The organism is Bacillus glycinifermentans, assembly GCF_001042475.2.
GTDB lineage: Bacteria > Bacillota > Bacilli > Bacillales > Bacillaceae > Bacillus > Bacillus glycinifermentans.
In genome coordinates, this window is sequence record NZ_LECW02000045.1 from 333,151 (window position 1) to 346,885 (window position 13,735).

Genomic DNA, 13,735 nt, shown 5'->3' on the forward strand with positions numbered 1-13,735 from the left:
CTTTTAAGTGTCGGGCTTTTCACGCCGGTTAGGACTGATCCATATGGACGCCCGTATGCGCCTTTACTTGAATTTCCGCAAATGCTTCATCGTCATTGGTTTTTGGCGATAAGACCGTTCCGAGATAAGCTCCTAAAAATCCGAGCGGAATGGAAATGATCCCCGGGTTTGAAATCGGAATCAGCGGGTCTCCAATAAAGATCGCATTCCCCGCGGGGTCCCAAACACTTGGGCTCATCGACACGAGAATGAGGGCGCTCAGGAGTCCGGTCAAGCTGCCGGCCAGCGCTCCGGCGGCGTTAAACCGCTTCCAAAAAACAGTGAAAATAATAAGCGGCAGATTGGCGCTTGCTGCAACGGCAAAGGCCAGCGACACAAGGAACGCGACATTCAGCGATTGAGCGAAGACGGCGAGCAGGATCGAAAGAACGGAAACACCGATGGAAGCCCATCTTGCCGCGAGCATTTGCTCTTTCTCCGTTGCGCTTCCTTTTCTAATGATTTGACTGTAAATATCGTGTGCAAAAGCGGAAGCTGCTGAAAGGACAAGCCCTGTCACAACCGCTAAAATCGTAGCAAAAGCGATGGCCGAAATAAAGGCGAACAAGAAATCGCCGCCGAGCGCCTGGGCCAGGAGCGGCGCAGCCATGTTCCCCGCCTTATCCGCGGCCAGAATGTCTTCAAAGCCGACAAATGCGGCGGCGCCGAAACCGAGAAAGACCGTCATAATATAAAAAACACCGATAATCCATGTAGCAGATACGACCGACTTTCTGGCAGTCTTGGCATCCTTCACCGTATAAAACCTGATGAGAATATGGGGAAGTCCGGCCGTTCCGAGGACGAGCGCCAGATTCAGCGACAGCGTTTCAAGAGGAACTTTGTATTTATTGCCGGGATTCAAAAAATCCGCACCAAGTGGAGTAACGGTTTTCATTTGATCGAACATATTCGTAAGGCTGAATCCGAATTTGGAAAACACCATGATGGAAATAACGAGCGTCCCCGCCATTAAAAGAACCGCTTTAATGATCTGCACCCAGCTCGTTGCAATCATTCCTCCGAACACGACGTAGATCGTCATCAAAACGCCGACGATGCAAACAGCCAGCGTGTAGTCGATGCCGAGCAGAAGCTTGATCAGAGCCCCGGCGCCGACGAGCTGTGCGATCATATAAAATGTCGAAATGGCAATCGTATTTAATGCAGCGACTCCGCGAACCTTCTTTTGCCGAAAACGGGAAGCGATCATATCCGCCATCGTAAACTTCCCGAGATTCCTGAGAGGCTCGGCCACGATATAAAGAACCACTAAATAAGCGACAAGAAAACCGATGCTGTAAAAAAAGCCGTCAAAGCCGTTTAAAGCGATCATGCCCGCAATGCCGAGAAAAGAAGCGGCCGACATGTAGTCCCCGGCGATGGCCAGTCCGTTTTGAATACCGGTAAGCCCCCCTCCGGCCGTGTAAAATTCACTCGCCGTTTTTGTCTGTCTTGCCGCAAAATACGTGATGACAAGCGTAAGGGCTACGATGATGAGAAACAGAATAAAGGCTGTCGCACTCATGATTCAGCGCCTCTAAATTCCCGTTTACATTCATCCGCCATTCTGTCAAACTGATCGGCTTTTCTCGTGTAAAGAATGCACAGCGTCCATGTCATTGCGAATTGTGCAATCGCGAAGATCCACGCCCATGTAATCGGACCGACGGCGGATTCGTTTAAAAACGTAAAGTAAGACGTCAAAATCGGCAAAAGGAAATAAAAGATCAGAAAGAAAACCGTCATCGGTACGATAAAAGCACGCTTTTTCTTTAGAAGCTCTTGAAACGCCGGAGATGCAGCAGCCCTGCTGTAATCTATTGTTTCTTCTTTCATTCGGTTCATCCCTCCTGTATTTGTCTTAAAAGATACAACAAGGTATGTCACAGGCTCCGGTTTTATTCTTCAAATTTCATACGTAACCTTATTTATATAAGATGAAAGCCCTGACGATCTCTAAAAAATACTGTCTCCATAGCGAGGATTGATCGTTCGCTTTTTCTTTTGTCATGCTTTCCACCTCTTATTTGCCGTCAGTTGTTGTTTTAGTTCGTTTACAGAAACAAGCGCTGCACGATCGTTTAAAATGCTGCCGGGCTGATTTGCTTTTCCGATAAGATAACCGCCGAATGTCATGCCCATGAAGTCAAAAATATATTGAAACTGCTGAATGAGGGGCAGGCCCTTGATATGGGGTACGTCATCACCGACAGCGATGACGTACGCCGTTTTTGTGGACATCTGCCGTTTAAAATCATCTCTTCCTATTTCAACAAGCGACTGGGACCAGCGGTCAACAAAATGTTTCATCAGTCCTGACATGCCGTACCAATAGATTGGAGTGGCGAAAATGATGTCGTTTTTATCCAGGATTCGGCTTAACAGGTCTCTGTAATCATCGTCGGGATAAACCGGAGAGCCTTCACTGTGCCGATAATCCTCCACTGCTTTGACATGATAGTCGCACAAACGGATCTTGACCGCATCAAGTCCATCTATTAACCGGTTTACAAGCGTTTCTGTATTGCCGTTTTTGCGGGAGCTCCCGCAGATTACTGCAATCCCCATAATAAATCTGCCTCCTTTTGTATCAGTTTATAATGAAAAATAAAGATCAGTAAAATTGATATTTTAGATTTTTTTCATCGGAAAAACCGATTTTAGAAGCGTATTATATCCGGTAAAAAAGCAGGCAGCCGATGACGTACCGGTTAAAGGGAAGGCTCTGTATCGCGTCAGAAATGATGGTCTATGGAGGGGGTGCTTGATTTGTGCCATTTTCGCGGATAAAGCGGAAAAGGAGGAATTGAATATCATATAAAAGAAAGACAGCATCGGCCTGCCTCTGCCGGGACAAACAAGAGTGGCAGTATTCTCATCTGAACCTGCAGAAAGCCGTGAAAGGGCTGGGCAAACGAGGGCCTATAGCTGAATTACGTCATTATCAATATTAAATACTCTTTAAAACAGCCGGTTGGATCATCTTGAAAAATCAAGATTCAACAGAACCGCCTGTTTTATTAAAATAATTGTCGGGCTAAATATCTACTGCTTCAGCTGTTTGCCGGCATCTTTCTGCTTGGATTGGGAGGAAAGAAATTTTTTGACATCCTCAATATCCAGCCCCAGATTTTTCGCCTCCTTCATTAAAATCACCCAATCTTTGTCCAGTTTGTGTTTCGTTTGAGTATTCATAGACTCCTCCAATATGATAAGACGTTGTACATCCCAAGAAAAAAACCGGATTTTTCCTTGAGATGTACTAAAGTTATAAAACAACACCTTTATGAAAACAATGACAAATTTCATAAAAAATTCACAAATTCAAAAAAATAAACCTACATATTCCCTAAATAAATGACTAAAAAACCCAAAAAATCTTAGATTCTTACTTATTATAATAAACAAACAATTACTGACTGGATAGTATTCAAATAAAAATGATTAATTCTCCCTATTAAAATGTTCTCAAAAGAAGCCGATTATGCTTTGAATATTCAAAAAACAGAGAGGGGAAAAGGGGCGGAAAAACCGGGAAAAGGGTCCGTGAACCCAGACGCGGCAAGACATTTAGAAGAATGAATCTGCTGGAAGGCAGAGAGGGCTTTTTACTTATCTCAAGGAGCAGCTGAAAGGCGGATAATCCAAAAATACTACCAATTCTCTTGTTAAAGTGGAAAAAAAGAACATTGTTTTCAAATGCAGATAAAAAAGTATAGTTTTTAGACGAAAACGACATTTTTTCTTCACGAAAATCTGCTTTATAGAATAAAAAACCGAACCTTTTGGGATGAGGAGAGGCCTTTCTCCTTCTTGAAAATATTTTGACAATGCAAGCTGAAAAAGCTGGAAAATGGTAAAATGAAATGGCTTGATTCACTTGGAATGCCACAGGCTGACCTGCGGCATCGTGGAACTTCGGATCAATCGAGAGAATATCGCAATGTAAATCATGTTGATGCCTGTTTGGCGTCTGTGAAAGGGGAAGAAATGGATTGGCAGTTTTAGTATGCGGAGGAGCAGGCTACATCGGCAGCCATGCGGTGGCGGAGCTGTTAAGCCGGGGTGAAGAAGTCGTCATTATTGATAATCTGCAGACGGGACATGAGGAGGCTGCTCTCCCGGGAGCGTCTTTTTATAAAGGAGATTTGCGGGACGAAACATTTCTGAAGAACGTATTTCAGGAACATTCAATTGAAGCTGTGATGCATTTCGCCGCGGATTCTCTGGTGGGGGAAAGTGTAAGCGAACCTTTGAAATATTACGATAACAATGTGTATGGAGCAGTCTGTCTATTGAAGGTAATGCAAGAGTTTGGCGTTCAACAGATCGTGTTTTCGTCAACAGCCGCCGTATATGGAGAGCCTGACAGGGTTCCGATCGTAGAAACAGATCCGGCAAATCCGACAAACCCGTACGGAGAGACAAAGCTGGCGATTGAAAAAATGCTGAAGTGGGCAGAAAAAGCACATGGGATCCGCCATGTTGTCCTCCGGTATTTCAATGTCGCCGGGGCTCATGTAAAAGGCCTGATCGGTGAAGACCATCAGCCTGAAACGCATCTGATTCCGATCATTCTCCAAGTTGCGCTCGGAAAACGGGACAAGATCATGATATTCGGCGACGACTATCCGACTCCTGACGGTACATGCATCAGGGATTACATCCATGTCATGGATTTGGTTGATGCGCATATCCTTGCCGTAGACAAGCTCCGGAGCGGGGGAGAAAGCGCCGTTTATAATCTTGGAAACGGGACAGGCTTTTCCGTTAAGGAAGTCGTTGAAACCGCCCGCCAAGTGACAGGGCATGAGATTCCGGCAGAGATCGCGGAACGGCGTGCCGGAGATCCGGCCCAACTCATCGCCTCTTCCGAAAAAGCCGTGAAGGAGCTGGGCTGGCAACCGAAGCACGCGGACCTGGAAACCATCATTGAAAGCGCGTGGAACTGGTTCAAAGCCCATCCATCAGGCTACAAAAAGCAATAAGAAGGAAAAAAGAGCTTTTCTTTTATTGAGGAAAGCTCTTTTTTTGTGGACATTCTATGAGCTGTTGGAAGTTTAAACCCACTTAAAATGGGAAAATAGAAAAAGCAGTTGAAAAGTAAGTTAACCAAGAAAAAAATTAACAATGTTAAATTAATTATTGACCAAACTTTTTTATTGTGGTAAACCTAAATTTGACAGATTTTTTGTCCCGAAATGTCCGTTTTCCTCTGCTTGCTAATTGTGTAAAAAGAACTAACATATTCCCAATTTCATCCTCCAATCATCATAATAATACAACGTAAATTTGACGATTTTGTGACATTTGGGTGAAAGAAAGGTGAACTTTCTAAAAAAATGAGGCTAATTGGTGAAGATTTTGTTAGCATAGCAAGGTAGAAGAAAAGTTTTTCAGAATCGCTATATTCGATATTCTGACCAAATTTTATACATCATTAGGAAGGATGGTGATCCTCTTGTTCAGAGCACTCAAGCCGCTGATGATGGTTGGACTGCTTTCTGCTGTCTTTTTAATGGGCGGCTGCAGTCAAATCGCGGTGTTAGATCCTAAAGGACCTGTTGCTTCACAGCAAAGAGATCTTATTCTATTATCCATTGGATTCATGCTGTTTATCGTTGCGGTCGTTTTTGTCCTGTTTACAGTCATGATCGTGAAGTACCGCGAACGAAAAGACAGAAAGTCTCCATATAGTCCTGAAGTGGAAGGGAATACGTTTTTAGAAGTTGTCTGGACAGTGGTTCCGATTTTAATTGTTATTGCGCTGTCTGTACCGACAGTTCGAACGATTTACTCTTTGGAAGAGGCCCCTAAAGCATCAAAGGATAAAGAACCTTTGGTTGTTTACGCGACTTCTGTCGATTGGAAATGGGTATTCAGCTATCCGGACCAAAATATCGAGACTGTCAACTACTTAAACATTCCGACGGACAGGCCGATTAAGTTCAAAATCACTTCTGCCGATTCAATGGCATCGCTGTGGATTCCGCAGCTGGGCGGACAGAAGTATGCGATGGCCGGAATGGATATGGAACAATATCTTCAGGCGGATAAAGTAGGAACATATCAAGGACGCAATGCAAACTTCACCGGAGAAGGCTTTGCAGAACAAACATTCAACGTCAAGGCCATGAAGCAGAGCGACTTTAATAAATGGGTGTCAAAAACTCAAAAAACTGCGCCGAAGCTGACGAAGAACAAGTACGACGAACTGATGCTTCCAAAGCATGCGGACAAACTGACGTTTTCTTCGACACACCTTAAATACGTAAATCACGGAAATGACGCAGAATATGCTATTAAAGCGCGTGAAAGATTAGGCTGGGAGCCGAAATCTCCGCACTCCAAATCAGATCCGTTTGCAAATGTGAAAACGGAGAACAACGAAAAACAAACTGACGAATCTAAAGACCGGGATTCTCAATAAGAAAGGAGGAAGCTTTCATGCATTTGAAATGGGACGAATTCATAATCACAGGTGATCCGTTAATCCTTGGAGCACAGATTTCCATTTTGCTTACATCTATTGCTATTGTATTTGTACTGACATATTTCAAAAAATGGAAATGGCTTTGGAGAGAGTGGATTACTACTGTCGACCATAAACGATTGGGAATTATGTATCTGATCGCCGCAGTGATCATGTTTTTCCGCGGCGGTGTCGATGGATTGATGATGCGTGCCCAGCTCGCGCTTCCTAATAATCATTTTTTAGATTCAAACCACTATAATGAAGTGTTTACGACGCACGGTACGATCATGATTATCTTCATGGCGATGCCGTTTGTCATCGGATTAATGAACGTTGTCGTACCTCTGCAAATCGGTGCGCGCGATGTTGCTTTTCCATACTTAAACAACTTGAGCTTCTGGACTTTTATGGTCGGAGCGATGCTATTTAATATTTCATTCGTCATCGGCGGATCGCCGAATGCCGGATGGACTGCCTACATGCCGCTTGCCGGCAATGAAATGAGCCCGGGACCGGGTCAAAACTATTATTTGCTCGGTTTGCAGATATCGGGTATCGGTACGCTGCTTACCGGGATTAACTTTATGGTTACCATCTTTAAAATGCGCACAAAAGGCATGACGCTGTGGCGGATGCCGATGTTTACATGGACAACGCTTATCACTTGTCTCATCATTATTTTCGCCTTCCCTGTACTGACAGTGGCTTTGGCGCTGATGACATTTGACCGTTTGTTCGGAACGGCATTCTTCACTTTGCAGCACGGCGGTATGCCGATGCTTTGGGCGAACCTGTTCTGGGTTTGGGGACACCCTGAAGTTTATATCGTTATTTTGCCTGCTTTCGGTATTTTTTCGGAAATTATTGCGACGTTTGCAAGAAAACAGCTGTTCGGTTATAAAGCAATGGTTTATTCAATTCTTGCCATTTCTTTTCTCAGCTTTATCGTTTGGCTGCACCACTTTTTCACAATGGGAAACAGCGCGGCCGTCAACTCGTTCTTCTCGATTTCGACGATGGCGATTTCTGTACCGACCGGGGTTAAAATATTTAACTGGCTGCTGACGCTGCACCGGGGCAAAATCAAAATTACAACGCCTATGCTGTGGTCGCTTGCATTTATCCCTAACTTTGTTATCGGCGGAGTTACAGGCGTTATGCTGGCGATGGCTGCAGCGGACTATCAATATCACAATACGTACTTCCTTGTATCGCACTTCCACTATGTGCTGATTGCGGGTACTGTGTTTGCTTGCTTTGCCGGATTTATCTTCTGGTATCCGAAAATGTTCGGCCACAAGCTGAACGAACGGATCGGAAAATGGTTCTTCTGGCTGTTTATGACCGGATTCAACATCTGCTTCTTCCCGATGTATTTCCTAGGATTGCAGGGAATGCCTCGCCGTATTTACACATACGGAGCAAATGACGGCTGGACGGCATTGAACATGATCGCGACATTTGGGGCAGTGCTGATGGCTGCGGGATTCCTCGTTCTTTGCTATAACATTTTCTACAGCTATCGTCATTCAAAACGTGAAGAAACCGGTGATGCTTGGGGATGCGGCCGTACGCTTGAATGGGCTACGTCTTCATCAATTCCGCCGCATTATAACTTTGCGGTGCTTCCAGAGGTCACTTCACTTGACGCTTTCTGGAAAATGAAAGAGGACAAAGTTGATATTCATCCTGAAAGCAAGTTTAAGAAGATTCATATGCCTAGCAATTCAGGGCGTCCGTTCATTATGTCGCTATTCTTCGGTTTTGCGGGCTTCGGACTCGTCTTTGAATGGTACTGGATGGGAATTGTCGGCCTTATCGGCGTATTCCTCTGTATGATTCTTCGTTCATTTGAATATGATGACGGCTATTACGTAAGCGTTGAGGAAATAAAAGAGACTGAACGAAAGAATGCCAAGTAAAGGAGGCGTGAATGATGGAACATGCAGAACATGGCAATTCTAACGCTCCTATGGAATACCGGTCTGAAACAGGAAGATTGAACATCCTCGGCTTTTGGATCTTTTTAGGAGCGGAAATTGCGTTATTCTCTACGCTGTTTTCGACCTACGCTGTTCTTCATAACAGAACAGCCGGAGGCGTGCTGCCGGCAGAGCTGTTTGACGCCAAGCTCGTATTAATCATGACGTTCCTGCTGTTAACGAGCAGTTTCACGTGCGGTATCGCCGTACATGAAATGCGGCGCGGAAGCTTAAAAGGTGTGATGATCTGGATGATCATTACACTCCTGCTTGGTGCAGGCTTTGTAGGCTATGAGATTATGGAGTTCACACATTATGTACATGAAGGTGCCACTTTATCAACAAGTGCTTTCTGGTCGGCGTTCTTTGTCCTGCTTGGAACGCACGGAACGCACGTGACGATCGGTATCTTCTGGATTATCGGTATTTTATTTCAGACGAAAAAGCGCGGACTGACTCCGCAAACTTCTGCTAAATTGTTTATTTCTAGCTTATATTGGCACTTTTTAGACGTGGTATGGATCTTCATCTTTACCGGAGTCTATTTGATAGGGTTGGTGAATGTATAATGGCGGCAAAACAATCGGCTGAACACAGCCACTTTCCTTGGAAGCATATTGTCGGGTTCGTGTTGTCCATTGTGCTGACCTTATTGGCCCTTTGGGTGATCTATACCGATTTAAGCATGGCTGCCAAGCTGTGGATTATTTTCGGGTTTGCCATCATCCAGGCTGGACTGCAGCTCTTGATGTTCATGCATATGACTGAAAGTGACAGCGGAAAAATTCAAGTCGGGAACACGCTGTTTGCAGCTTTTATTGCAGCTGCCATTGTCATCGGTTCTATTTGGATTTTCGCTGCTCACAGCAACCACGGAGACAACCCTGAAGGCGGATCTCCGGGTGCGAAACACTCTGAGCATAGCGGACACGAATAAGCAAGAAAGTTCGACTGATTAAAAAAGAGGCCGGGTTTATCCGGCCTCTTTTATTTTTATAGGCTGTAAAGCCGGCGGTTTTAAGAGCATTTCGAATCGCCGGCTTTTTCGTTTTTGTGTGCACGATTGCCGGCGGTTTGCTGTACGCTGATACAAAGGAAAGAAGAGAGGGCCTAAAAAAGGCCCTCTCGCCGCATGTCGTCGGTCATTATCCTTTTTTCCCCCGGCCGAATTTGCCGTCTCCCGGTTTGCTCTTTTTAGAGAGAGTAACTGTTAGGAAAGCACCATAGCTTTTCACTTGAGCAGCTTCCAATTTGCGCATAATGTCACCTCCTTTTTCACTTCTAATGGATTACAATTTTATACTATCATAGGATAATGTGGTAAAACCCGCAAAAAAGTACTAAAAACCGATAGGATTCTTCAGCTAAATGAGTGAGCTTTTATTGCGGTAATTATTCGGAGGAGACTTGACAAGGAGGGTGTTGCTTTTGATAAGGGTATTATTGGTAGACGACTACAGAGTCTTGACCTCTGGGATGAAGGAGATACTGAAAAAATACAATATGGAAGTCATCGTGTGCCACGAAGGCAATGAGGCTCTCAACCTTTTGAAAGATTCAAAGGTGAATATAGATGTTTTCCTCTATGATTTAAAAATGCCGGGTATGGACGGGCTTGAATTGTCCCTCAAAACATTGGAGATCACGCCTCAAGCCAAAATCATCATCATGTTCTCAGGCGATGAAATCCACACTTACTTTAACAAACTGGTCGAGGCAGGAATCAAAGGATTTATTGATAAATCTTATACAGACAGCTTGATCGTCTCCAGTATACTCATGTGTTTAAAAGGAGCCGTTTTATTCCCGGAGAATCTCCTGCAAAAATTGAAGGTGGATTCCGAATTGGCGGTAGATGAACACTTAACAAACATTGAACTGGATATTTTGCAGCAGGTGGCAGCCGGAAAAACAAATAAAGAAATCGCTTCAGACTTGCAAATGTCGACTCGGAATGTTGAATACCATTTAAGCAAAATATATAAAAAACTGAAAGTCACTTCGCGGTACTGCGCCGTGAAAAAGGGAACGATGCTTAATTTAATCAATCAAAAAGCTTGATGGCTTGTCGAGAAAATCGGCAGGCTTTTTTAATGTTTTGCACCGGCTCCGGTTCTTTTCCCCTTTCTGTTCCTCCGAATAAATGCCGCAATAAAAGCTCAGTAACAAAGTTGAAGAATGATGTCGGTTTTCAGTAGTTTTTTGCGGTTTTTTCGAGATCATCCTGTGATAATCTGATTTTGTAATCGATTGGAAAATTTAGGGGAGGCGATGTTTATGCGCGAACTTCAACCTGCACGTATCAAGGACTATGGCGGTTTCTTAACCATTACGCTTTCCAAAACGACCAAGCCGGGGGATGGGAAATTCGGCCGTGGAACAAGAAAGCGGGGAGCATGAATACAGTGTGTCCGGGAGAGCTTAGAAGCTCTCTTCTCATTTTAATGGTCTGAAAAAATACAACTTTAGGGGGTCCATCTTTTGAAAATCACTCGAAATGAAGAGACAGCGACTACTGTTTTGGAGAATGAATGCATCGTTCTAAATCTCGACAACGGCCAATATTTCGGTTTGGAGGGGGCTTTAAAAGAGCTTTGGATGGAGATCGAGAATGAACGAAAGGATACAAAAGACATTCTCGTAAAGTGGAAAACGGAATTTGATCAGACCGAGGAAGAATTATCGAATATTTTACATGAAGCAATACAAGAGCTTACTCAAAGTAAGCTCTTGCACATAGAGGATGAAAGCTGATGAAAAAAGAAAGGCATTCAACCGACCGGGAATATTTCACGACGATCCACGCCTTCGTACGCATGATGCTGCTGAATAATGAATTTGAGGAAGCCTACGAAAACATTGCCATTCATCTGTTTCCGCTGTATGCAAGCGCGGGCCAAAGGCGCGCTGGGAATATCGATACATATGAGCTGGAACAGTACGGAAAACACTTGTATGCATTGGATGAGGACGACCACCTTATTACGTCGTGCGTTTCGATTGCGCTTACGATTCAATCCGTATTATTCAGCAGCGGCTGTAATGCCGATTTGTTGATCGGCGTGAAAAAAATTGACGATAAACTATTTTCCCACGCATGGGTTCAGCTGGAAAATGGGGTTTCTATTGATCCGAATAACAAAAACAAGGATTTAAAGGTTTTACAGACATACAACATGACCGATTATGCTGAAAGGTGGGTGCTATCCTTAGTATGAACATTTGGTTCGGAATGCAAGGAAGAAACACCGCTCTATGGAGAAGCTGGCTGGACGCCGTCAAGCGTTGGGGGAGCGCTCATGATATCCGGTTTCTAACCGGCGATCTCATGTGTATGGCCCAAGCAAACATAGAATACGGTGAAACGCGGCGTAAAAAAGAATCAAATCAGACGGATCTTCCGTATCCGGTTGTAATGGACGGATGGGCGGGCGGAAGGCTTACCGCCTCATCAGACAGCCCGGAGCAATGCGAAGCTTTGTACGCTTCCTTAGCCGAAGATCCGGCTTCATTGCTGTCCGGTTCCCACGGTGAATTCACCATGGCCTGGTGGGATGAACGGCGCAGGAGTTTCATTTTGGCAACAGACGTATACGCGACGCGTCCTGTCTACCATTGGAAAAGCCCAAGCGGAGAATGGTTTGCGGCGAATGATCTGCGCATCCTTTTGCTCCTTCCGGATATTCCTTATGTGATCGATGAAGATCTTTGCAAACTGTATCCGACCTCCAGTTTTGCGGTTGGGGAGAACGGATTTGAGGATCGGACGTTTTTTAAGGGCATTCGGAAGGTTCCGGCGGCTTCGTTCGCTTTTCTGAGCCAGGATGAAGTTTGCGTGCAAGGTTACTGGGGGATGCCCGACCTTTTAAAGCAGAAAGAAATAACGGCAGATGCCGTTCGCCCTTTCCGGGAGCTGTTTCAAGAAGTGACCGCGGATCGTTTAAAAGGAGATAAGCATATTATTGAGCTGAGCGGGGGACTGGATTCCGCCGCTGTAACCGCAGCTGCCATATCAGGCGGGAAAAAGGAACAGCTTCTTGCCGTCAATATTTCATTCGCTGAACCTGACATGATATTAAGCCATGATAAAGATCTTGTGAAAAATATGATGAGAGACTTGAGGATCCCCGGATTGATCATCCTTGGGGACGAAACGGCTAAAATTCCCAATGCTGAAATCGGCCGTGATCCGCTGTGGTTTGTGGACGGGCCTGATCCGCGTGCAAATCCGCTGGTTAATGAAACCTTTACGGTTATTGCTGAAGAATACGGCATCACATCCGTACTGACGGGAGAGGGCGGAGATTTTATGTTCAGCGGCGAAGCGGCGGTAATAGATTCGTTTATTCGCCAAAAACGGTTTTCTGATGCGCATCGATTGCTCCGCGCGTGGTCGGACGGCAGCCTGAAAAAAATGATGAAATACGGCTTCCAATACGGAGTTGCCCCTTTCCTCCCTTACATTGGAGAAAAACTGTACTATCGGCTGCTTTGGTCAGATACAGAATATGAGCTGCCTGAGTATTTTACGGAAGAACATCGAATGAGAGAGCGGGAAATCAACAAAGAGGACCATCTGCGGTACCGAAAAAGCCGTGATCTGCTATACTGGGGGAAACGGTTTCATTTTGATTTTTTGTGGCCGCGGGCAAGGTATATGGACTCCATTAATATCACGCTGCCGACGGTCCATCCTTTCTTGGACCGCCGTCTCATTGAATTTTCATTCTCTGTATCGCCCGAGCAGCATTTTGACGTCATAAAAGGCCGCACTGAAAATTATGCGGGTTCTAAAATGCTGCTGCGCAAATCATTTACCGATATTTTGCCTTCGTATGTATACAACAGATCAACCAAGACAACGTATGCCCATATGGCAAGAAAAAGCTTCTTGAATGACCGCAAACACATTCTGCGGCTGTTTGAACCGGGGGAACGCGTGCTCGTTGCCGAACTCGGCATAATCGACAGGGATTTGTGGTGGAAGCACTTACTGGCGATGGCCATACGCTCAGAAGATCCAAATAATGATTTAGGAATGGGCTATCAGTACATGAGGTCTGTCATCGATTTGGAGATTTGGCTTCGGGAGGCCAAAAAAGGAAAGCAGCATATTCTTGAGCGCAGCCGTCCGAGGAAACCCCGGGTGCTGGCCGATATCGAAACGGTCGGAATGTCGGATAATCCGCGCGTTTACTCATATAACTGACGATCACAATCATTTCACAAAAGGTGA

The 13,735-nt window shown here is 44.9% G+C and carries 15 protein-coding genes; 10 read left to right on the forward strand and 5 right to left on the reverse strand.

Annotation, left to right across the window (positions count from 1 at the left end):
- Positions 1–28 precede the first annotated feature (28 nt).
- The 4 genes from AB447_RS21005 to AB447_RS21025 form a co-directional block, all read right to left on the reverse strand.
- Positions 29–1,567, reverse strand: coding sequence for a solute symporter family protein (locus tag AB447_RS21005; RefSeq protein ID WP_048352749.1), 1,539 nt, complete (start codon positions 1,565–1,567; stop codon positions 29–31).
- The gene (locus tag AB447_RS21010) at positions 1,564–1,878 is read right to left on the reverse strand and encodes a DUF485 domain-containing protein (RefSeq protein WP_048352750.1); all 315 of its coding nucleotides are present in this window, start codon (positions 1,876–1,878) and stop codon (positions 1,564–1,566) included. The genes AB447_RS21005 and AB447_RS21010 overlap by 4 nt, the downstream gene beginning before the upstream one ends.
- Before the next feature lie 171 nt (positions 1,879–2,049).
- Entirely contained in the window at positions 2,050–2,610 is a 561-nt protein-coding gene (locus tag AB447_RS21015; protein WP_048352751.1) for a flavodoxin family protein, read from the reverse strand.
- A 477-nt stretch (positions 2,611–3,087) separates the two neighbouring features.
- The gene (locus AB447_RS21025; RefSeq protein WP_046130642.1) at positions 3,088–3,237 is read right to left on the reverse strand and encodes an anti-repressor SinI family protein; all 150 of its coding nucleotides are present in this window, start codon (positions 3,235–3,237) and stop codon (positions 3,088–3,090) included.
- Positions 3,238–4,037: 800 nt separating this feature from the next.
- Between AB447_RS21025 and galE the strand changes: the two genes are divergently transcribed.
- From galE to qoxD, 5 genes are all read left to right on the forward strand, one after another.
- Entirely contained in the window at positions 4,038–5,030 is a 993-nt protein-coding gene (gene galE / locus AB447_RS21030) for a UDP-glucose 4-epimerase GalE (protein WP_048352754.1), read from the forward strand.
- Positions 5,031–5,494: 464 nt separating this feature from the next.
- Positions 5,495–6,472 (forward strand): cytochrome aa3 quinol oxidase subunit II, encoded by a 978-nt coding sequence (gene qoxA, locus AB447_RS21035; RefSeq protein ID WP_096892189.1) that lies wholly within the window; start codon positions 5,495–5,497, stop codon positions 6,470–6,472.
- 17 nt (positions 6,473–6,489) lie between these two features.
- Positions 6,490–8,439 carry a cytochrome aa3 quinol oxidase subunit I gene (gene qoxB / locus AB447_RS21040; RefSeq protein ID WP_048352756.1) on the forward strand — a complete coding sequence of 650 codons (1,950 nt, stop codon included), beginning with the start codon at positions 6,490–6,492 and terminating at the stop codon, positions 8,437–8,439.
- A 14-nt stretch (positions 8,440–8,453) separates the two neighbouring features.
- Positions 8,454–9,068, forward strand: a complete 615-nt coding sequence (qoxC, locus tag AB447_RS21045) for a cytochrome aa3 quinol oxidase subunit III (RefSeq protein ID WP_048352757.1) — start codon at positions 8,454–8,456, stop codon at positions 9,066–9,068.
- On the forward strand, positions 9,068–9,436 hold the full coding sequence (gene qoxD, locus AB447_RS21050; protein ID WP_048352758.1) for a cytochrome aa3 quinol oxidase subunit IV: 369 nt from the start codon (positions 9,068–9,070) through the stop codon (positions 9,434–9,436). Before qoxC ends, qoxD begins: the two co-directional genes overlap by 1 nt.
- Before the next feature lie 208 nt (positions 9,437–9,644).
- Here the strand turns inward: qoxD and AB447_RS27640 are convergent, their stop codons facing one another.
- A complete protein-coding gene (locus tag AB447_RS27640) occupies positions 9,645–9,758 on the reverse strand; it encodes a lariocidin family lasso peptide (RefSeq protein ID WP_425531895.1) in 114 nt (37 codons plus the stop codon).
- A 160-nt stretch (positions 9,759–9,918) separates the two neighbouring features.
- On the opposite strand from AB447_RS27640, the gene AB447_RS21055 reads away from it, so the two are divergent.
- The 5 genes from AB447_RS21055 (at position 9,919) to AB447_RS21075 (ending at position 13,708) form a co-directional block, all read left to right on the forward strand.
- Positions 9,919–10,560, forward strand: a complete 642-nt coding sequence (locus AB447_RS21055) for a response regulator transcription factor (protein WP_232517621.1) — start codon at positions 9,919–9,921, stop codon at positions 10,558–10,560.
- Between the two features lie 216 nt (positions 10,561–10,776).
- Entirely contained in the window at positions 10,777–10,899 is a 123-nt protein-coding gene (locus tag AB447_RS27310) for a lariocidin family lasso peptide (protein WP_269430255.1), read from the forward strand.
- 81 nt (positions 10,900–10,980) lie between these two features.
- The gene (locus AB447_RS21065) at positions 10,981–11,253 is read left to right on the forward strand and encodes a PqqD family peptide modification chaperone (protein ID WP_048352761.1); all 273 of its coding nucleotides are present in this window, start codon (positions 10,981–10,983) and stop codon (positions 11,251–11,253) included.
- Positions 11,253–11,717 carry a lasso peptide biosynthesis B2 protein gene (locus tag AB447_RS21070; protein WP_048352762.1) on the forward strand — a complete coding sequence of 155 codons (465 nt, stop codon included), beginning with the start codon at positions 11,253–11,255 and terminating at the stop codon, positions 11,715–11,717. Before AB447_RS21065 ends, AB447_RS21070 begins: the two co-directional genes overlap by 1 nt.
- On the forward strand, positions 11,714–13,708 hold the full coding sequence (locus tag AB447_RS21075) for an asparagine synthase-related protein (RefSeq protein ID WP_057957738.1): 1,995 nt from the start codon (positions 11,714–11,716) through the stop codon (positions 13,706–13,708). Before AB447_RS21070 ends, AB447_RS21075 begins: the two co-directional genes overlap by 4 nt.
- Positions 13,709–13,735: the final 27 nt, after the last annotated feature.